The organism is Bacillus sp. CR71 (genome assembly GCF_003429245.1).
Taxonomy (GTDB): domain Bacteria; phylum Bacillota; class Bacilli; order Bacillales; family Bacillaceae_G; genus Bacillus_A; species Bacillus_A thuringiensis_S.
In genome coordinates, this window is the sequence record NZ_CP031748.1 from 325,274 (window position 1) to 344,315 (window position 19,042).

The following is a 19,042-nucleotide window of genomic DNA, read 5'->3' on the forward strand; positions in this document are numbered from 1 at the left end:
ACGAATACTAATAGATCGAGGACTTAACCATATAATATGTAGCAAATGTTATCTAGTTTTGAAGGAATATGCCTTCATAGTTTGGTGATGATGGCAGAGAGGTCACACCCGTTCCCATACCGAACACGGAAGTTAAGCTCTCTAGCGCCGATGGTAGTTGGGACCTTGTCCCTGTGAGAGTAGGACGTCGCCAAGCAAAAACCTAAGTCGTTTCGACTTAGGTTTTTTTGTGTTTATTTTTATTTACCGAATGTTATAATCCATAAATTTAATAACGCTAAAGACGAAAAAAGAATGAAATAGAGACTTTTAAAATAGGACACATTATTTCTATCATAAGTATATATTTTAAATAATGAGATGCTATAAATAAGTATTCAATAATTACAACAATTACTGCGATAGAAAAAATAAATAGGATAATAGCGTAGTTCTTTCTTTCATGTTTATCCTCCTTAGAAATTAAATCGTTATAATAAAAGTTCTATTGATGTGTAGAATACAAGAGTGTACATATTTTGATTTAAAACATACTGAAGTACTATATAAACGATTATAAGTAAATAGATCTCTAGAAATATATATTCTAATTCCCTTTTCTTCTTGCATATAGTTGCAATTCTTCTTTTGAATATAACTAAAACACGAACGTTATTGACTACTAATAAAAAAACATTCGATTATTTATTGACATCGTTTATGAAATATTGTTAATATAGCCATAGAAACAATAATATAAGACCTCATATAATCGCGGGGATATGGCCTGCAAGTCTCTACCTAACGACCGTTATTCGTTAGACTATGAGGGAAAGTCACTCGGTATTTTTCTATTCACAAGGGATACGTATGCCTGAGTAGAGCGCTTTCTCTCATAGTAAAAGAGAAACTGTTCTATTTCAGGCTTTTTTTATTTGAATCGGGGGGATTCTAATATGAAATCACTAGTTGGAGTCATAATGGGAAGTACGTCAGACTGGGAAACAATGAAATATGCTTGTGACATTTTAGATGAATTAAATATACCGTATGAGAAAAAGGTTGTATCCGCTCATCGGACTCCGGATTATATGTTTGAATATGCAGAGACGGCTCGTGAACGTGGATTGAAGGTTATTATTGCTGGAGCTGGTGGAGCAGCACATTTACCAGGAATGGTTGCAGCGAAGACAAATCTTCCTGTAATTGGAGTTCCAGTTCAATCAAAAGCATTAAACGGCTTAGATTCATTATTATCCATCGTCCAAATGCCAGGGGGGGTTCCAGTTGCAACTGTTGCAATTGGTAAAGCCGGTTCAACGAATGCTGGATTACTTGCTGCACAAATACTTGGATCATTCCATGATGATATACATGATGCATTAGAATTGAGACGAGAATCGATTGAAAAAGATGTGCGCGAAGGTAGTGAGCTAGTATGACGAGAATCATTTTACCTGGAAAAACAATCGGCATTATTGGAGGCGGCCAGCTAGGAAGAATGATGGCATTGGCAGCCAAGGAGATGGGATATAAAATTGCTGTTTTAGATCCTACAAAGCATTCACCATGTGCACAAGTTGCTGATATTGAAATCGTTGCACCGTATGACGATTTAAAGGCAATTCAGCATTTAGCAGAGATAAGTGATGTTGTCACATATGAATTTGAGAATATTGATTATAGATGTTTACAATGGCTTGAAAAACATGCTTACTTGCCACAAGGTAGTCAGTTGTTAAATAAAACGCAAAATCGTTTTACAGAAAAGAATGGAATTGAGAAGGCTGGGTTACCAGTAGCAACGTATAGATTAGTTCAAAATCAAGATCAGCTTACAGAAGCAATTGCTGAGTTATCATTCCCTTCCGTCTTAAAAACGACGACAGGTGGATATGATGGGAAAGGGCAAGTTGTTTTAAGAAGTGAGGCTGATGTTGAGACAGCAAGAAATCTTGTGGATAAAGCAGAGTGTATTTTAGAGAAATGGGTGCCTTTTGAAAAAGAAGTATCTGTTATTGTGATTCGTAGTGTAAGTGGTGAAACGAAAGTGTTTCCAGTAGCGGAAAATATTCATGTAAATAACATTTTGCATGAATCTATCGTTCCAGCTCGTATTACAGAAGAGCTTTCTCAAAAAGCAATTGCTTATGCAAAGGTACTTGCGGATGAATTAAAACTTGTGGGAACACTAGCTGTAGAGATGTTTGCTACAGCTAATGGTGAGATTTACATTAATGAATTAGCACCAAGACCTCACAATTCAGGACACTACACACAGGATGCATGTGAAACGAGCCAATTTGGTCAACATATTCGAGCAATCTGTAATTTACCTCTAGGAGAAACAAATTTGTTAAAACCAGTTGTCATGGTAAACATTTTAGGCGAACATATAGAAGGGGTCCTAAGACAAGTGAATAGACTAACCGGGTGCTATTTACACTTGTATGGAAAAGAAGAAGCAAAAGCACAGCGAAAAATGGGGCATGTTAATATTTTAAATGATAATATTGAAGTTGCTCTAGAAAAAGCGAAGAGTTTGCATATTTGGGACCATCAAGAACAACTGTTGGAGGGAAAAAGATGATTAGTCGTTATACACGCCCTGAAATGGGTGCGATTTGGACGGAAGAGAACAAATTTAAAGCGTGGTTAGAAGTTGAGATTTTAGCTTGTGAAGCATGGGCTGAGCTTGGCGACATTCCAAAAGAAGATGTTAAAAAAATTCGTGAACATGCATCATTTGATATTGATCGTATTTATGAAATTGAAAAAGAAACACGTCATGACGTAGTTGCATTCACTCGTGCTGTATCAGAAACGCCGACATTAGGCGAAGAACGTAAATGGGTTCATTACGGTTTAACATCTACAGACGTAGTAGATACAGCATTATCTTACATCTTAAAACAAGCGAATGAAATCATATTAAAAGACTTAGAGAACTTTGTAAGCATTTTAGCTAACAAAGCGAAAGAGCATAAATACACAATCATGATGGGAAGAACACACGGTGTTCATGCAGAACCAACAACATTTGGTTTAAAACTTGGTCTTTGGTATGAAGAAATGAAACGTAACGTAGAGCGTTTCAAGCAAGCAGCTGATACAGTTCGCGTTGGTAAATTATCTGGTGCGGTTGGTACATATGCAAATATCGATCCATTCGTAGAAAAGTATGTTTGTGAAAACTTAGGATTAGAAGCAGCACCAATTTCAACACAAACATTGCAACGTGATCGCCATGCTCATTACATGTCAACACTTGCACTAATCGCAACATCTATCGAAAAGATGGCAGTTGAGATTCGTGGTTTACAAAAGAGTGAAACACGTGAAGTTGAAGAAGCTTTCGCAAAAGGTCAAAAAGGTTCTTCTGCAATGCCGCATAAGCGTAATCCAATTGGATCTGAAAATATGACTGGTTTAGCTCGTGTTATCCGCGGTTATATGATGACAGCTTATGAGAATGTTCCATTATGGCATGAGCGTGATATTTCTCACTCTTCAGCAGAACGCGTAATTTTACCAGATGCTACAATCGCGTTAAATTACATGTTAAATCGCTTTGGTAATATCGTTAAAAACTTAACTGTATACCCAGAGAATATGAAACGCAATATGACAAGAACATACGGCTTAATTTATTCTCAGCGCGTAATGCTTACACTAATCGACAAAGGTATGGTACGTGAAGAAGCTTATGATATCGTACAGCCTAAAGCGATGGAAGCTTGGGAAACACAAGTACAATTTAAAGAGCTTGTAGAAGCTGATGAGCGTATTACAAGCAAGTTAACACAAGAAGAAATTAATGAATGCTTCAACTATGAGCATCACATGCAACACGTTGATACAATCTTTGAACGCCTTGGATTAAACGAAGCGTAAAATTTCATATGGCACAGAATAGAGTCATTCTGTGCCATTATTTATAAAAACATTATTCACATTTTTCAAACTACAGGGGGCTTGCGAAATGCAAAAGCTAGAATTGCTGTATGAAGGTAAGGCAAAAAGAATTTATCGTACAGAATCAGCAGATATGGTTTGGGTAGAGTACAAAGATAGTGCGACTGCTTTCAATGGGGAGAAAAAAGAGACGATTACAGGAAAAGGTCGTTTGAACAATGAAATTACAACTTTATTGTTCAGAAAGTTACAAGAAGTGGGAATTAAAACACATTTTGTTGAGAAGTTATCTGAAACAGAACAACTTGTTAAAAAAGTGAGTATTATTCCTTTAGAAGTTGTCACAAGAAATGTAATTGCAGGAAGTCTTTCAAAACGATTAGGAATGGAAGAGGGAACTGTACTTGCAGAACCAATCGTAGAATTTTACTTCAAAGATGATGATTTAGGAGATCCGCTTGTAACGGAAGATCATATTCGTGTATTAAACGTTGCATCGCCAGAGCAAGTAAGTGTATTACGAGATATGGCTCTACAAATCAATCAAGTGTTGATTGATCATTTCGCAAGCTGTCGTGTAAGATTAGTAGATTTCAAATTAGAGTTTGGTGTAACGGAAGAAGGAGAAATCATTTTAGCGGATGAAATTTCACCAGATACTTGCCGTTTATGGGATGAAACGAGCAATGAAAAGTTTGATAAAGACGTATTCCGTCGTGATCTTGGAAATTTAACAGAAGCTTATGAAGAGATTTTAAAACGTTTAGGGGGAATTTCACATGTATAAAGTTAAGGTATATGTAACATTAAGAGAAAGCGTATTAGATCCACAAGGAACAGCAGTAAAAGGAGCACTTCATAGTCTTTCATTTACAGAAGTACAAGACGTTCGAATCGGAAAGTACATGGAACTAACAATTGATAAATCTGTATCTGATTTAGATAGCAAGGTAAAAGAAATGTGTGAAAAACTATTAGCGAACGTTGTAATGGAAGACTTCCGTTATGAAGTTGAGGAGGTTGTCGCACAGTGAAATTTGCCGTAATAGTATTTCCGGGTTCGAACTGTGATGTCGATATGTTCCATGCAATTAAAGATGAGCTTGGCGAAGAAGTAGATTACGTTTGGCACGATACAGAGAATTTAGATGAATATGATGCAATTCTACTACCAGGTGGATTTTCTTATGGTGACTACTTACGCTGCGGTGCTATTTCTCGCTTTGCTAATGCAATGAAAGCAGTGCAAAAAGCTGCTGAGCAAGGAAAGCCGATTTTAGGTGTATGTAATGGATTCCAGATTCTTGTTGAATCAGGATTACTACCAGGAGCGTTAATGAGAAACGAAAACTTAAAATTTATGTGTCGCACTGTTCAGTTGCGTGTTGAAAATAATGAAACGATGTTTACATCACAATATGAAAAAAATGAAATAATCAATATTCCAATCGCTCATGGTGAGGGGAATTACTATTGTGACGAAGAGACTCTTAAACAATTAGAAGAGAATAATCAAATCGCATTCCGTTACGTAGAAAATCCTAACGGTAGCGTTTCAGATATTGCTGGTATTGTAAACGAAAAAGGAAATGTACTTGGTATGATGCCACATCCAGAGCGTGCTGTAGATGAATTACTTGGCGGTGCTGAAGGGTTAAAAGTCTTTCAATCTATCTTAAAACAGTGGAGGGAAACATATGTCGTTAATGCTTGAACCAAATCCAACACAAATTAAAGAAGAGCGTATATATGCGGAAATGGGGCTAACAGACGAAGAGTTTGCCATGGTTGAAAGGATTTTAGGTCGTCTGCCAAATTATACAGAAACAGGATTATTCTCTGTAATGTGGTCTGAACATTGTAGTTATAAAAATTCAAAACCAGTTCTTCGTAAGTTTCCAACGACAGGTGAGCGTGTTCTGCAAGGACCTGGAGAAGGTGCTGGAATTGTAGATATAGGTGATAATCAAGCAGTTGTATTTAAAATGGAAAGTCATAACCATCCTTCAGCTATTGAACCATATCAAGGAGCTGCAACAGGTGTTGGTGGTATTATTCGTGACGTATTCTCTATGGGAGCACGTCCGGTAGCTCTATTAAACTCACTTCGTTTCGGTGAATTACAGTCACCACGTGTGAAATATTTATTCGAAGAAGTAGTAGCAGGAATTGCAGGATACGGTAACTGCATCGGTATTCCGACTGTTGGTGGCGAAGTACAATTTGATCCATGTTACGAAGGAAATCCACTTGTAAATGCAATGTGCGTAGGTTTGATTAACCACGAAGACATTAAAAAAGGGCAAGCGCACGGTGCTGGTAACACAGTAATGTACGTAGGAGCATCAACTGGTCGTGACGGTATTCACGGTGCAACATTCGCGTCGGAAGAACTATCTGAAAGTTCAGAAGCGAAACGTCCAGCGGTTCAAGTAGGGGATCCATTTATGGAGAAACTTCTTATTGAAGCGTGTTTAGAATTAATTCAATCTGATGCACTTGTTGGAATTCAAGATATGGGTGCGGCTGGTTTAACATCATCTTCTGCAGAAATGGCAAGTAAAGCAGGAATGGGTATTGAAATGTACTTAGATGATGTACCACAGCGTGAAACAGGAATGACACCATATGAAATGATGCTATCTGAATCACAAGAGCGTATGTTAATTGTTGTGAAAAAAGGTAGAGAACAAGAAATAGTAGATTTATTTGAGAAGTATGGTCTTGCAGCAGTTACGATGGGGAAAGTAACAGAAGATAAAATGCTTCGTTTATTCCATAAAGGTGAAAAGGTAGCTGAAGTTCCAGCAGATGCTTTAGCAGAAGAAGCACCAATTTATCATAAGCCATCAAAAGAAGCAGCATACTTTGCTGAATTCCAAGCAATGAAAATGGAAACGCCAAAAGTAGAAAATTATAAAGAAGCGTTATTCGCTCTATTACAGCAACCAACAATTGCAAGTAAAGAGTGGGTATACGATCAATACGATTACCAAGTTCGCACAAGTACAGTTGTGACACCAGGTTCAGATGCTGCAGTTGTACGTGTACGCGGTACAGAAAAAGGATTAGCAATGACGACAGATTGTAACTCTCGCTACATTTATCTAGATCCAGAAATGGGCGGTAAAATTGCAGTAGCAGAGGCAGCGCGAAATATCGTATGTTCTGGCGGGGAGCCACTTGCAATTACAGATTGCTTAAACTTCGGTAACCCAGAAAAACCAGAGATTTTCTGGCAGATTGAGAAATCAGTAGACGGTATGAGTGAAGCTTGTCGCACATTACAAACACCAGTTATCGGCGGAAACGTATCGATGTATAACGAGCGTAGTGGCGAAGCTGTATATCCAACACCAACTGTTGGGATGGTCGGACTTGTACATGACTTAAAACATGTAACAACACAAGAGTTTAAGCAAGCTGGCGATTTAGTTTATGTAATCGGTGAGACGAAAGCTGAGTTTGGCGGAAGTGAATTACAGAAAATGATTCACGGTAAAATCTTCGGGCAATCACCAAGTATCGATTTAGATGTAGAATTAAAACGCCAAAAACAAGTATTAGAAGCAATTCAAGCTGGTCTTGTTCAATCTGCACATGATGTTGCTGAGGGTGGTTTAGCAGTTGCGATTTCAGAAAGTGCAATTGGTGCTAAAGGCTTAGGTGCTACTGTGAAATTAGATGGAGAAGCAACAGCAGCATTATTCGCTGAATCACAGTCTCGCTTCGTGATTACTGTAAAACGTGAAAATAAAGAGGCGTTTGAGAAAGCGGTAGAAGCAATCCAAGTTGGAGAAGTAACAAGTACAAATGAAGTAACAATTCATAATGAAGAAAATGAAGTATTACTTACAGCAAATGTAGATGAAATGAGAAAGGCTTGGAAAGGGGCAATCCCATGCTTGCTGAAATAAAGGGGTTAAACGAAGAATGTGGCGTTTTCGGAATTTGGGGGCATGAAAATGCAGCACAAGTTTCATACTACGGATTGCACAGTTTACAGCACCGTGGACAAGAAGGCGCAGGCATTGTCGTAAATAATGGTGAGAAAATTGTCGGTCACAAGGGGTTAGGTTTAATATCAGAAGTGTTTTCAAGAGGCGAGCTAGAAGGATTAAATGGAAAATCAGCAATCGGACATGTACGATATGCAACAGCTGGTGGAAGTGAAGTTGCTAACGTTCAACCATTGTTGTTCCGTTTTTCTGATCATAGTATGGCGCTAGCTCATAACGGGAATTTAATTAATGCAAAAATGCTTCGCCGTGAATTAGAGGCAGAGGGAAGTATTTTTCAAACAAGTTCAGACACAGAAGTACTTTTACATCTTATTAAACGTAGTACGAAAGACTCTTTAATTGAAAGTGTAAAAGAGGCTCTGAATAAAGTGAAAGGTGCGTTTGCGTATCTTTTACTAACTGGAAATGAAATGATCGTTGCGTTAGATCCAAATGGATTCCGTCCGCTTTCAATTGGAAAGATGGGGGATGCTTACGTTGTAGCATCTGAAACATGTGCTTTTGATGTAGTAGGTGCAACATACATTCGCGATGTAGAACCTGGTGAATTACTTATCATTAATGATGAAGGAATTCACGTAGATCGTTTTACAAACGATGTAGAACATGCGATTTGTAGTATGGAATACATTTACTTTGCACGACCAGATTCTAATATTGCTGGTGTTAACGTTCATGCAGCGCGTAAAAATATGGGAAAACGTTTAGCAGCGGAAGCTCCTATTGAAGCGGATGTTGTTACTGGTGTACCAGACTCTAGTATTTCAGCAGCGATTGGCTATGCGGAGGCAACAGGCATTCCGTATGAATTAGGATTAATTAAAAATCGTTACGTTGGACGTACTTTTATTCAGCCTTCTCAAGAACTGCGTGAGCAAGGGGTTAAGATGAAGCTTTCAGCAGTAAGAGGTGTAGTGGAAGGGAAACGAGTTGTTATGATTGACGATTCTATCGTAAGAGGAACGACAAGTAAACGAATTGTTCGTATGCTTCGTGAAGCTGGAGCGACAGAAGTTCACGTAAGAATCGCTTCACCACCTCTTAAGTATCCATGTTTTTATGGCATTGATATTCAAACGAGAAAAGAATTAATTGCAGCAAATAATACAGTAGAAGAAATCCGTGAAATGATCGGAGCAGATTCTTTAACATTTTTAAGCGAAGATGGATTAGTAGATGCAATTGGGCGTCCATATGAAGGGAAATATGGCGGTCTATGTATGGCTTATTTTAATGGGGACTATCCAACAGCTCTTTATGATTATGAGCAAGAGCTTTTAGAAAGTATGAAATAAGAAAAGTGAAAAAAGCTTCTACTTCTTTTGATGTAGAAGCTAGCTCCTTTCTTAAAATAGCCCGCCCTGGATGGGGAGAAATTAAAAGACGAGGTGTAAATAACGATGGCGAATGCATATAAGCAAGCAGGAGTAGATATTGAAGCTGGATATGAAGCGGTATCTCGCATGAAAAAACACGTACAAACAACTATGAGAAAAGAAGTACTAGGCGGTTTAGGCGGTTTTGGAGGTATGTTTGATCTATCAAAATTTGCATTAGAAGAACCTGTATTAGTATCTGGAACAGATGGCGTGGGAACGAAATTGATGCTCGCTTTTATGGCAGATAAACATGACACAATTGGTATTGATGCAGTAGCAATGTGTGTAAATGATATTGTTGTCCAAGGAGCAGAGCCGCTTTTCTTCCTTGATTATATTGCTTGTGGTAAAGCTGAACCTAGTAAAATTGAAAACATCGTCAAAGGTATATCAGAGGGCTGTCGCCAAGCTGGTTGTGCATTAATCGGTGGAGAAACAGCTGAAATGCCAGGAATGTATTCTACGGAAGAATATGATTTAGCTGGTTTTACAGTTGGAATTGTTGATAAAAAGAAAATTGTAACAGGTGAAAAAATTGAAGCTGGTCAAGTATTAATTGGCTTAGCATCTAGCGGTATTCATAGTAATGGTTATTCTTTAGTACGAAAAGTATTACTAGAAGATGGAGAACTATCTTTAGATCGCATTTACGGACGCTTAGAACTACCTCTTGGTGAAGAATTATTAAAACCAACGAAAATTTATGTCAAACCTATTTTAGAACTATTGAAGAAATATGAAGTATACGGTATGGCGCATATTACAGGTGGCGGATTCATTGAAAATATTCCACGTATGTTACCAGAAGGAATCGGTGCAGAAATTGAATTAGGATCTTGGAAAATTCAACCGATCTTCAGTTTACTTCAAGAAGTGGGAAAACTAGAAGAGAAAGAAATGTTCAATATTTTTAACATGGGTATTGGTATGGTAGTAGCAGTGAAGGAAGAAGAGGCAAAAGATATTGTTCGTCTTCTTGAAGAGCAAGGAGAAACAGCTCGTATTATTGGACGTACTGTACAAGGGACTGGCGTTACCTTCAATGGGGGCACAGCACTATGAGTAGATTAGCAGTTTTTGCTTCTGGAAGCGGCTCTAACTTTCAATCTCTCATCAATGCGGTGGAAGAAAATAGATTAGACGCAGATATTAGTTTATTAGTATGTGATAAACCAGAAGCACGTGCTGTTGGACGGGCACATTATCATCATATTCCATGTTTCGCTTTTTCAGCGAAAGCATATGAGTCAAAAGAAGCATTTGAAAAAGAAATATTAAAGAAGCTAGAAGAGTATGAAATTGATTATGTTATTTTAGCTGGATATATGCGTTTAATTGGACCGACTCTACTAGAAGCTTACGGCGGGAGGATTATTAATATTCATCCATCGCTATTACCGAGTTTTCCAGGGAAAGATGCTGTTGGTCAAGCGTTAGAAGCAGGTGTGAAAGTAACTGGAGTAACGATTCATTATGTAGATGCAGGTATGGATACAGGGCCAATTATTGCGCAAGAAGCAGTGGTTGTTTCTGAAGGGGATACGAGGGAAAGCTTACAAAAGAAAATTCAACAAGTTGAACATAAATTATACGTAAATACAGTGAATCAAATTGTTCAATCTGTGAAAGAACCAACTGTTAACTAACATACAACCAGGGGTGAAGGATAAATGAAAAAGCGTGCATTAGTAAGTGTTTCAGATAAAACAGGAGTAGTAGAATTTGTTAAAGGTTTACTAGAACAAGGGATCGAAGTTATCTCAACAGGTGGTACGAAAAAATTACTAGAAGAAAATGGCTTACAAGTAATCGGTATTTCTGAAGTAACTGGGTTCCCAGAAATTATGGATGGCCGCGTAAAAACATTACATCCAAACATTCATGGTGGTCTATTAGCAGTTCGCGATAATGAAACGCATGTAGCGCAAATGAATGAATTAGGTATGCAGCCAATTGATTTTGTTGTTGTGAACTTATACCCATTCAAAGAAACAATCGCTAAGCCTGATGTAACATTTGCTGATGCAATTGAAAATATTGATATCGGTGGTCCAACAATGATTCGCTCTGCTGCGAAAAATCATAAATTTGTATCGGTAATTGTAGATCCAGTAGATTACGATGTTGTATTAGCAGAACTGAATGAGAACGGTGAAGTAAAAGAAGAAACAAAACGTAAATTAGCAGCGAAAGTATTCCGTCATACAGCGGCATATGATGCGTTAATCTCTAACTACTTAACAGAGCAAATGGGTGAAGAAAGCCCAGAAACATTAACAGTGACATTTGAGAAAAAACAAGATTTACGCTATGGAGAAAATCCACATCAAAAAGCAACCTTCTATAAAGCACCATTCGCTGTAACTTCTTCTGTTGCATACGCAGAACAATTACACGGTAAAGAATTATCTTACAACAATATTAACGATGCAGATGCAGCACTTAGTATTGTAAAAGAATTTACAGAGCCAGCAGTAGTAGCAGTAAAACATATGAATCCATGTGGTGTTGGAGTGGGTACTGATATTCATGAAGCATACACACGCGCTTATGAAGCAGACCCAGTATCAATCTTTGGTGGAATTATTGCAGCAAATCGTGAAATTGATAAAGCTACAGCAGAAAAGTTACACGAAATTTTCTTAGAAATCATTATTGCACCTTCTTTCTCAAAAGAAGCTTTAGAAGTATTGCAAAGTAAGAAAAACTTACGTCTACTAACTGTAAATATTGAAAAAGCGACAAGTGCAAGCAAAAAACTAACTTCTGTACAAGGTGGTCTTCTCGTTCAAGAGGAAGATACGTTATCATTAGATGAAAGTACAATTTCAATTCCGACAAAACGTGAACCATCAGAGCAAGAGTGGAAAGATTTAAAACTAGCTTGGAAAGTTGTAAAACATGTGAAATCAAACGCAATTGTTTTAGCGAATGATAACATGACAGTTGGTGTAGGCGCGGGACAGATGAACCGTGTAGGTTCTGCAAAAATCGCAATTACACAAGCTGGTGAAAAAGCACAAGGTAGCGCACTTGCATCTGATGCTTTCTTCCCAATGCCAGATACAGTAGAAGAAGCAGCAAGAGCAGGGATTACAGCAATCATTCAACCAGGCGGATCAATCCGTGACGAAGATTCTATTAAAGTGGCGGATAAGTATGGGATTACGATGGTGTTCACTGGCGTACGTCATTTCAAACACTAGTAGAGGATGTTTAAAAGGTCCGGTCAAGATAACTGTCGCATGTCGTCGTTGCATTGCCAGTGCGGTACTCATGTAGGAAAGCTACATTCCGTGTCCTCCAGTCAAATGCGCCTCGACCTGCTCGGTTCTCTTGATCCTCCTTTTTAAACTTCTATTGATATGGATGTTTAAAAGGTCCGGTCGAGATAACCTTCGCAAGTCGTCGTTGCAATGCCAGTGCGGTACTCATGTAGGAAAGCTACACTCCGTGTCCTCCTGGCAAATGCGCCTAGACCAGCTCGGTTCTCTTGATCCTCCTTTTAAACTTTTATTGATATGAGAAAGCAAACTAGGAGCATAGCTTCTAGTTTGTACTTATTTAATTATTGGGGGATGAAATATGAATGTTTTAGTAATTGGCCGCGGTGGGCGTGAGCATGCTTTAGCTTGGAAGTTTGCACAATCTGAAAAAGTAGAAAAGGTGTATGTAGCACCAGGTAATGAAGGTATGCGCGATGTTGCAACACCAGTTGATATTGATGAAAATGATTTTGATGCATTAGTTTTATTTGCTAAAGAGAATAAGGTTGAATTAACTTTCGTTGGACCAGAAATTCCACTTATGAATGGAATTGTTGATCGCTTTAAAGAAGAGGGACTTCGTGTGTTTGGCCCAAATAAAGCGGCTGCTGTTATTGAAGGTAGTAAGGCTTTCACAAAAGAATTGATGAAAAAATATGATATTCCAACTGCGGCATATGAAACTTTTACAGACTATGAAGAAGCAGTACAGTATATTCAAAAAGTTGGTGCGCCAATCGTTATTAAAGCTGACGGCCTAGCTGCTGGTAAAGGTGTAACGGTAGCAATGACGCTTGAAGAGGCATTACAAGCTGTGAAAGAGATGCTACAATATGTGAAGTTTGGCGAAGCGAGCAAGAAGGTCGTTATTGAAGAGTTTTTAGATGGACAAGAATTTTCATTAATGGCATTTGTAAATGGAACAACTGTGCATCCGATGGGAATTGCGCAAGATCATAAACGAGCTTTTGATGGTGATAAAGGTCCAAATACAGGCGGAATGGGTGCGTATTCTCCAGTACCACAAATTCCAGAATCAGCAGTTCAAGAGGCAATAAAAATGGTATTACATCCAACTGCCAAGGCAATGATTGCAGAAAACCGTTCGTTTACAGGAATTTTATATGCGGGACTTATTTTAACAAATGATGGCCCGAAGGTAATTGAATTTAATGCACGCTTTGGTGATCCTGAAACGGAAGTAGTATTACCTCGCTTAGAAAATGATTTAGTTGATGTATGTAACGCGGTATTAGATGAAAGTGAATTAACGTTACAGTGGTCAGAGGAAGCGGTAATTGGTGTTGTACTTGCTTCGAAAGGATATCCGGAAGCATATAAAAAAGGTGACATTATTAAAGGATTAGATGCACTGGAAGATGTAATTGTTTTCCATTCAGGTACAGCCATGAAGCATGGTGACTTTGTAACAAATGGCGGCCGTGTACTATTTGTTGCTTGTAAGGCGGACAGTTTACAAGCAGCGAAAGATAAGGTGTATAAAGAAATCGGCAAAATTGAGAGTGATGGTCTATTTTACCGAAGTGATATAGGATATCGTGCAATTGGGCATGAGATGACGAGAAGCTAATATGTAAAAATCCCGCTGATTTCTCAGCGGGATTTTTTATGCATCTTTATCTTTTTTCAATTTTCCTTTTTGCTTTGCCATTTCTCGAAGTAAATACTCGATGTGTGCATTGACGCTACGAAACTCATCATTCGCCCATTTTTCGATGACTGCGTGTAATTCAGGATCAATACGTAATGGAAAGCTTTTCTTTTTAGCCATAATGATTTACAACCCTTTAGTATAGGCTTCCTGTATTAATAACCGGTTGCGCACCTTTATCTGAAACGATGGCAACTAATAAGTTGTTTACCATATTTGCTTTACGCTCGTCATCGAGTTCCAGTACGCCTTCTTCATCTAACATATGGATTGAATCTTTGGCCATCTTCACAGCACCTTCAACAATTTCTTTTCTAGCAGCTAATACTGCTTTTGCTTGTTGACGTTGTAGCATTGCATGGGCAATTTCTGTTGCGTAAGCTAAATGCGTTAAACGAGTTTCCAATACTTCTACACCAGCAATTTCAAGACGTGCCTCTAACTCACGTTTTAATTCTTCAGAGATTTCTTCAGTATTTCCGCGTAACGTAATGCAAGTTTCATCTTGGAAATTGTCATATGGATATTTTGTTGCGACGTGGCGGATTGCCGTTTCGCTTTGAATTTCTACAAATCGATCGTAATGTTCAACACCGAACATTGCTTTTGCAGAATCAACTACTTTATATACGATAACAGCTGCAATTTCAATCGGATTTCCCTCAACATCGTTTACTTTTAATTTCTTACTATTAAAGTTTTCAACACGTAAAGATACAGTTTGACGGAATGCGAACGGAATCGTTAAAAATAAACCGTTTTGACGAATTGTTCCTAAATAATTACCAAAGAACGTAATAACTTTCGCTTGATTTGGTTGAACAATCCCGATACCCGTAGCGAGAATTGCGGCTAATACAATAGTTAGTGCTGCTCCTATAAAAATTTCTTGTGCAAGGAAAAATACACCGATAGCCGCTAAAATCAAAATTCCAATAATACCGAGAAAACCATTTACATAAAATACTTGTTTTTCTTTCATATGATCGCCTCCTGATATAAAAATGATATCACTTTTATATCATTTTAAGCAAGAGGTATGCACCTAATTTTCTGAATTTTATTGATTGATATCTTTTATATACATTTTAAGCTTAAAAAGGGAATATACGTTCTGTTTTTATAGTAAAATAAAGAAGACTTAACCGCTCACTGCAGCAGCTAAGTCCCTTTGAGAGCATCTTGCATCGTGACAAATGATTCAAAGCGGTTTTGCCAGGATTATTTCTTCAATCGCTGACTCAATCTCTTTGTCAGAAGCGTCATAACTTCCTTTTGACTTTGGCTTGTCATGAGAGGAAGTTTGATTCACTTCTTCTTTAGCATGTCCTTTTTCAGTAAAATTCATGCTAGGCATTTTAAATGCACCCATATTCATGTATTTTCCAAACTTCCACGCTTCAACAATAGGGCAGAAGCGAACAATTCCCTCTGCAACTTTCATTGCACCAATCCATAGAAAAATGTTAGACCAAGTGCACCATGGCTTGCGTACAAGTTTAGTTGCACTACATCCGAAGAGGACAAGCCCAAGTGTAATTCGAATTAGAGCGTTTATTGTCCCGATGTTTTGCTTCATTAGAAAAACACTCCTTTTTATGAAAATTGAAATAGTGAATACTACTTCTCTTATTAGTATCCCGTGTGATTTTGGGGATATGTAATCCAACATTTGACGTTGAAAAAGATGTTGGAATGGGCGTGTGTGTCAGTAGCTTTTTTTGTTATAATGAAAGAATGCATAAAAAGAAGATGAAATTAAATCATTCTTTTTGAAAAATATTTAAAAAACAAGATGAAAACTAACTGTTATTTTAAACAGAACTATAGATATAACTAGAGAAAAGGAAGGGTGTTTTCATGTACGATATTTCCGGATGGAAACATGTATTTAAGCTTGATCCAAATAAGGAGTTAAGCGATGAACATTTAGAAATGATTTGTGAGTCTGGAACTGATGCGGTTATTGTAGGCGGAAGTGATGGGGTTACAATTGATAACGTATTACACATGCTAGTTAGCATTCGTAGATATGCTGTTCCTTGTGTATTAGAGGTCTCTGATGTAGAAGCAATTACACCAGGATTTGATTTTTATTACATCCCAAGTGTGTTAAATAGCCGAAAAGTAGAATGGGTAACAGGTGTTCATCATGAGGCATTGAAAGAATTTGGGGATATTATGGACTGGGACGAAATTTTTATGGAAGGGTATTGTGTTTTAAATCCAGAAGCGAAAGTAGCCCAGCTTACAGATGCGAAATGTGATTTAACAGAAGATGACGTTATTGCATATGCTCGTTTAGCAGACAAGTTATTACATTTACCGATATTTTATTTAGAATATAGCGGTACGTATGGAGAAGTTGAACTTGTTAAAAATGTAAAAGCAGAATTGAAACAAGCTAAGTTATACTATGGCGGCGGTATTTCTAATGCAGAACAGGCGAAAGAAATGGCACAATATGCTGATACAGTAGTTGTTGGAAATATTATTTATGATGATATAAAATCGGCGTTAAAAACAGTTAAAGCAGTAAAAGGAGAGTAGGTGCAGGCGTATATGAGTATGACAGATAAGTTATTAAACGGTTTAAATCCACAGCAACAAAAAGCAGTACAAACAACGAATGGACCACTTCTATTAATGGCAGGTGCAGGTAGTGGTAAAACACGTGTGTTAACACACCGTATTGCGTATTTGCTTGGTGAAAAAGGTGTAGCACCATGGAATGTATTAGCTATTACCTTCACAAATAAAGCAGCTCGTGAAATGCGCGAGCGTATTGATACACTTGTGGGACCAGAAGCAGAAGATATTTGGATTTCGACGTTCCACTCTATGTGTGTACGTATTTTACGACGTGATATCGATCGTATTGGCATTAATCGTAACTTTACAATCTTAGATTCAGGTGATCAGTTAACGGTAGTCAAAAAAATTATGAAAGAGCGCAATATTGATCCGAAGAAATTTGAGCCGCGCTCTATTTTAGCGGGTATTAGTAATGCGAAAAATGAACTGTTATCTGCGGATAAATATGCAAAAAAAATTACAATGGCTGATCCATATGAAAAATTAACGAGCGATGTATACACAGAGTATCAAAAACGTCTTTTGAAAAATAATTCATTAGACTTTGATGATTTAATTATGACGACGATTCAGCTATTTGAACGTGTTCCAGAAGTATTGGAGTTTTATCAGCGTAAGTTCCAATATATTCACGTTGATGAGTATCAAGATACGAATAAAGCGCAATATCTTCTTGTTAAACATTTGGCAGCGCGTTTTAAAAATCTTTGCGTTGTAGGTGACTCTGACCAGTCTATTTATCGCTGGCGTGGTGCAGATATTTCTAACATTTTGTCATTCGAAAAAGATTATGAGAATGCACAAGTAATTTTGTTAGAACAAAACTATCGTTCGTCACAAAATATTTTAAATGCAGCGAATGCTGTTATTGAAAAAAATACGAATCGTAAACCGAAGAAATTATGGACGGACAATCAAGTTGGGAGCAAAATTTCGTATTATCGTGCTGCAACTGAAAAGGACGAAGCATATTTTGTTGCGAAAAAAATTCGTGACGATCTTCAAATGGGGAAACGAAAATACACTGATTTTGCAGTACTATATCGTACGAATGCTCAGTCTCGTATGGTCGAGGAGATTTTCCTTAAATCTAACATCCCGTACAAAATTGTCGGGGGTACGAAGTTCTACGACCGTAAAGAGATTAAAGATATTTTGGCGTACTTACGTTTAATCGGTAATCCAGATGATGAAATTAGTTTTGCACGTATTATTAACATGCCAAAGCGTGGTATTGGTGCGACTTCTATTGATAAAATTATTAATTATGGTGTGCAAAACGGAATTTCATTAACTGCTGTATTTGATGAGATTGAGCATGTTGGAGTAAGTGCAAAAATTACAAAGGCAGTAAAAGAATTCGCAAGTTTATTACACAACTGGGTAAATATGCAAGAGTATTTATCTGTTACAGAATTAGTAGAAGAAGTTATTGAAAAAACAGGCTATCGCGATATGTTGAAAAATGAGCGTTCTTTAGAAGCGGAAGGTCGTTTAGAAAACTTAGACGAGTTCTTATCTGTTACGCAAACATTTGAATCTCAAAGCGAAGATAAGAGTCTTGTTGCATTCTTAACAGATTTAGCACTTGTTGCTGATATTGATCGTGTAGATGAAGACCCAACTGCTGGTGAAGAAGTTATCTTAATGACGATGCACTCAGCGAAAGGATTAGAGTTCCCGGTTGTCTTTATTGTTGGTTTAGAGGAAGGGATATTCCCTCATACTCGTTCTCTTATGGAAGAGGATGAAATGCAAGAAGAACGTCGTCTTGCTTATGTAGGTATTACTCGTGCAGAAGAAGAGCTATATTTATCTAATGCGCAAATGCGTACTTTATTTGGTAGAACAAGTATGAACGCTGCGTCTCGCTTCATTACAGAAATCCCGACAGAACTAGTGGAATCATTAAATGAAACAGCGCCGAAGCGTGAAAATTCGTTTGGTGCAAAAGGCAGAACAGCAAGTAGCAGTAAAATGACAACCACAACACGCTCTCGTTCAGCTTTCGCGCGTCCTGCAGCTAAGACGACAGGCGGTGAGCAAATTGGCTGGGCAGTAGGCGATAAAGCTTCCCACCAAAAATGGGGAATCGGTACAGTTGTAAGTGTAAAAGGTGAAGGTGATGCAAAAGAATTAGATATTGCCTTCCCAAGCCCGATTGGTGTTAAACGTTTGTTAGCAAAATTTGCACCTGTGACGAAACAATAGAAA

The 19,042-nt window shown here is 37.8% G+C and carries 17 protein-coding genes, 1 rRNA gene, 1 pseudogene and 1 riboswitch; of the genes and pseudogenes, 15 read left to right on the plus strand and 4 right to left on the minus strand.

The genetic code is table 11. The annotated features are described in order from the left end of the window. The first annotated feature begins 80 nt into the window (after positions 1-80). Positions 81-196, plus strand: a 5S ribosomal RNA gene (gene rrf / locus DOS87_RS01800). A 43-nt stretch (positions 197-239) separates the two neighbouring features. Here the strand turns inward: rrf and DOS87_RS29970 are convergent. Beyond that, positions 240-444 (minus strand): annotated as a pseudogene (locus DOS87_RS29970) (hypothetical protein). A 279-nt stretch (positions 445-723) separates the two neighbouring features. Next, positions 724-825: riboswitch (purine riboswitch) on the plus strand. A gap of 110 nt (positions 826-935) precedes the next feature. On the opposite strand from DOS87_RS29970, the gene purE reads away from it, so the two are divergent. From purE to purD, 12 genes are all read left to right on the plus strand, one after another. After that, complete coding sequence (gene purE, locus DOS87_RS01805; protein ID WP_000839369.1) at positions 936-1,421, plus strand: 5-(carboxyamino)imidazole ribonucleotide mutase; 486 nt, start codon at positions 936-938, stop codon at positions 1,419-1,421. Beyond that, positions 1,418-2,569, plus strand: a complete 1,152-nt coding sequence (purK, locus tag DOS87_RS01810) for a 5-(carboxyamino)imidazole ribonucleotide synthase (RefSeq protein WP_000196768.1) — start codon at positions 1,418-1,420, stop codon at positions 2,567-2,569. Before purE ends, purK begins: the two co-directional genes overlap by 4 nt. Continuing rightward, positions 2,566-3,873: an adenylosuccinate lyase gene (gene purB / locus DOS87_RS01815; RefSeq protein WP_000625687.1), complete on the plus strand. Its 1,308-nt coding sequence runs from the start codon at positions 2,566-2,568 to the stop codon at positions 3,871-3,873. The genes purK and purB overlap by 4 nt, the downstream gene beginning before the upstream one ends. Before the next feature lie 88 nt (positions 3,874-3,961). Further along, positions 3,962-4,681, plus strand: coding sequence for a phosphoribosylaminoimidazolesuccinocarboxamide synthase (purC, locus tag DOS87_RS01820; protein WP_001170545.1), 720 nt, complete (start codon positions 3,962-3,964; stop codon positions 4,679-4,681). After that, positions 4,674-4,928 (plus strand): phosphoribosylformylglycinamidine synthase subunit PurS, encoded by a 255-nt coding sequence (purS, locus tag DOS87_RS01825; protein ID WP_000278823.1) that lies wholly within the window; start codon positions 4,674-4,676, stop codon positions 4,926-4,928. Before purC ends, purS begins: the two co-directional genes overlap by 8 nt. Then, positions 4,925-5,608: a phosphoribosylformylglycinamidine synthase subunit PurQ gene (gene purQ, locus DOS87_RS01830; RefSeq protein WP_000666782.1), complete on the plus strand. Its 684-nt coding sequence runs from the start codon at positions 4,925-4,927 to the stop codon at positions 5,606-5,608. The genes purS and purQ overlap by 4 nt, the downstream gene beginning before the upstream one ends. Beyond that, a complete protein-coding gene (gene purL / locus DOS87_RS01835) occupies positions 5,592-7,811 on the plus strand; it encodes a phosphoribosylformylglycinamidine synthase II (RefSeq protein ID WP_000055594.1) in 2,220 nt (739 codons plus the stop codon). The genes purQ and purL overlap by 17 nt, the downstream gene beginning before the upstream one ends. After that, positions 7,796-9,211, plus strand: coding sequence for an amidophosphoribosyltransferase (gene purF / locus DOS87_RS01840; RefSeq protein ID WP_000879026.1), 1,416 nt, complete (start codon positions 7,796-7,798; stop codon positions 9,209-9,211). The genes purL and purF overlap by 16 nt, the downstream gene beginning before the upstream one ends. A 105-nt stretch (positions 9,212-9,316) precedes the next feature. Continuing rightward, positions 9,317-10,357 (plus strand): phosphoribosylformylglycinamidine cyclo-ligase, encoded by a 1,041-nt coding sequence (purM, locus tag DOS87_RS01845; protein WP_001262447.1) that lies wholly within the window; start codon positions 9,317-9,319, stop codon positions 10,355-10,357. Next, the gene (purN, locus tag DOS87_RS01850; RefSeq protein ID WP_000088568.1) at positions 10,354-10,941 is read left to right on the plus strand and encodes a phosphoribosylglycinamide formyltransferase; all 588 of its coding nucleotides are present in this window, start codon (positions 10,354-10,356) and stop codon (positions 10,939-10,941) included. The genes purM and purN overlap by 4 nt, the downstream gene beginning before the upstream one ends. A 24-nt stretch (positions 10,942-10,965) precedes the next feature. Continuing rightward, positions 10,966-12,501 (plus strand): bifunctional phosphoribosylaminoimidazolecarboxamide formyltransferase/IMP cyclohydrolase, encoded by a 1,536-nt coding sequence (gene purH, locus DOS87_RS01855; RefSeq protein WP_000745432.1) that lies wholly within the window; start codon positions 10,966-10,968, stop codon positions 12,499-12,501. A 379-nt stretch (positions 12,502-12,880) separates the two neighbouring features. Continuing rightward, a complete protein-coding gene (gene purD / locus DOS87_RS01860; protein WP_001101959.1) occupies positions 12,881-14,152 on the plus strand; it encodes a phosphoribosylamine--glycine ligase in 1,272 nt (423 codons plus the stop codon). A 36-nt stretch (positions 14,153-14,188) separates the two neighbouring features. Here purD and DOS87_RS01865 read toward each other — a convergent pair whose 3' ends face one another. The 3 genes from DOS87_RS01865 to DOS87_RS01875 all read right to left on the minus strand — a co-directional run bounded on the left by DOS87_RS01865 (position 14,189) and on the right by DOS87_RS01875 (position 15,812). Next, a complete protein-coding gene (locus DOS87_RS01865; protein ID WP_001085171.1) occupies positions 14,189-14,353 on the minus strand; it encodes a type II toxin-antitoxin system antitoxin in 165 nt (54 codons plus the stop codon). Between the two features lie 16 nt (positions 14,354-14,369). Further along, positions 14,370-15,215, minus strand: a complete 846-nt coding sequence (locus DOS87_RS01870) for an SPFH domain-containing protein (RefSeq protein WP_000660674.1) — start codon at positions 15,213-15,215, stop codon at positions 14,370-14,372. Between the two features lie 219 nt (positions 15,216-15,434). Further along, the gene (locus tag DOS87_RS01875) at positions 15,435-15,812 is read right to left on the minus strand and encodes a YgaP family membrane protein (protein WP_000812342.1); all 378 of its coding nucleotides are present in this window, start codon (positions 15,810-15,812) and stop codon (positions 15,435-15,437) included. Between the two features lie 281 nt (positions 15,813-16,093). Between DOS87_RS01875 and DOS87_RS01880 the strand changes: the two genes are divergently transcribed. Both DOS87_RS01880 and pcrA read left to right on the plus strand, forming a co-directional pair. After that, positions 16,094-16,783: a heptaprenylglyceryl phosphate synthase gene (locus tag DOS87_RS01880; protein WP_000272084.1), complete on the plus strand. Its 690-nt coding sequence runs from the start codon at positions 16,094-16,096 to the stop codon at positions 16,781-16,783. Between the two features lie 12 nt (positions 16,784-16,795). Then, positions 16,796-19,039 carry a DNA helicase PcrA gene (gene pcrA / locus DOS87_RS01885; RefSeq protein WP_002162946.1) on the plus strand — a complete coding sequence of 748 codons (2,244 nt, stop codon included), beginning with the start codon at positions 16,796-16,798 and terminating at the stop codon, positions 19,037-19,039. Positions 19,040-19,042 lie beyond the last annotated feature (3 nt).

Excerpts from the sequence above, each read along its gene's own strand:
- DOS87_RS01880 (WP_000272084.1), top strand. The coding sequence starts at position 16,094 with ATGTACGATATTTCCGGATGGAAACATGTATTTAAGCTTGATCCAAAT.
- purF (WP_000879026.1), top strand. The coding sequence starts at position 7,796 with ATGCTTGCTGAAATAAAGGGGTTAAACGAAGAATGTGGCGTTTTCGGA.
- purN (WP_000088568.1), top strand. The coding sequence starts at position 10,354 with ATGAGTAGATTAGCAGTTTTTGCTTCTGGAAGCGGCTCTAACTTTCAA.
- purD (WP_001101959.1), top strand. The coding sequence starts at position 12,881 with ATGAATGTTTTAGTAATTGGCCGCGGTGGGCGTGAGCATGCTTTAGCT.
- pcrA (WP_002162946.1), top strand. The coding sequence starts at position 16,796 with ATGAGTATGACAGATAAGTTATTAAACGGTTTAAATCCACAGCAACAA.
- DOS87_RS01865 (WP_001085171.1), bottom strand. The coding sequence starts at position 14,353 with ATGGCTAAAAAGAAAAGCTTTCCATTACGTATTGATCCTGAATTACAC.
- DOS87_RS01870 (WP_000660674.1), bottom strand. The coding sequence starts at position 15,215 with ATGAAAGAAAAACAAGTATTTTATGTAAATGGTTTTCTCGGTATTATT.
- purH (WP_000745432.1), top strand. The coding sequence starts at position 10,966 with ATGAAAAAGCGTGCATTAGTAAGTGTTTCAGATAAAACAGGAGTAGTA.
- purE (WP_000839369.1), top strand. The coding sequence starts at position 936 with ATGAAATCACTAGTTGGAGTCATAATGGGAAGTACGTCAGACTGGGAA.
- DOS87_RS01875 (WP_000812342.1), bottom strand. The coding sequence starts at position 15,812 with ATGAAGCAAAACATCGGGACAATAAACGCTCTAATTCGAATTACACTT.
- purC (WP_001170545.1), top strand. The coding sequence starts at position 3,962 with ATGCAAAAGCTAGAATTGCTGTATGAAGGTAAGGCAAAAAGAATTTAT.
- purK (WP_000196768.1), top strand. The coding sequence starts at position 1,418 with ATGACGAGAATCATTTTACCTGGAAAAACAATCGGCATTATTGGAGGC.
- purM (WP_001262447.1), top strand. The coding sequence starts at position 9,317 with ATGGCGAATGCATATAAGCAAGCAGGAGTAGATATTGAAGCTGGATAT.
- purL (WP_000055594.1), top strand. The coding sequence starts at position 5,592 with ATGTCGTTAATGCTTGAACCAAATCCAACACAAATTAAAGAAGAGCGT.
- purS (WP_000278823.1), top strand. The coding sequence starts at position 4,674 with ATGTATAAAGTTAAGGTATATGTAACATTAAGAGAAAGCGTATTAGAT.
- purB (WP_000625687.1), top strand. The coding sequence starts at position 2,566 with ATGATTAGTCGTTATACACGCCCTGAAATGGGTGCGATTTGGACGGAA.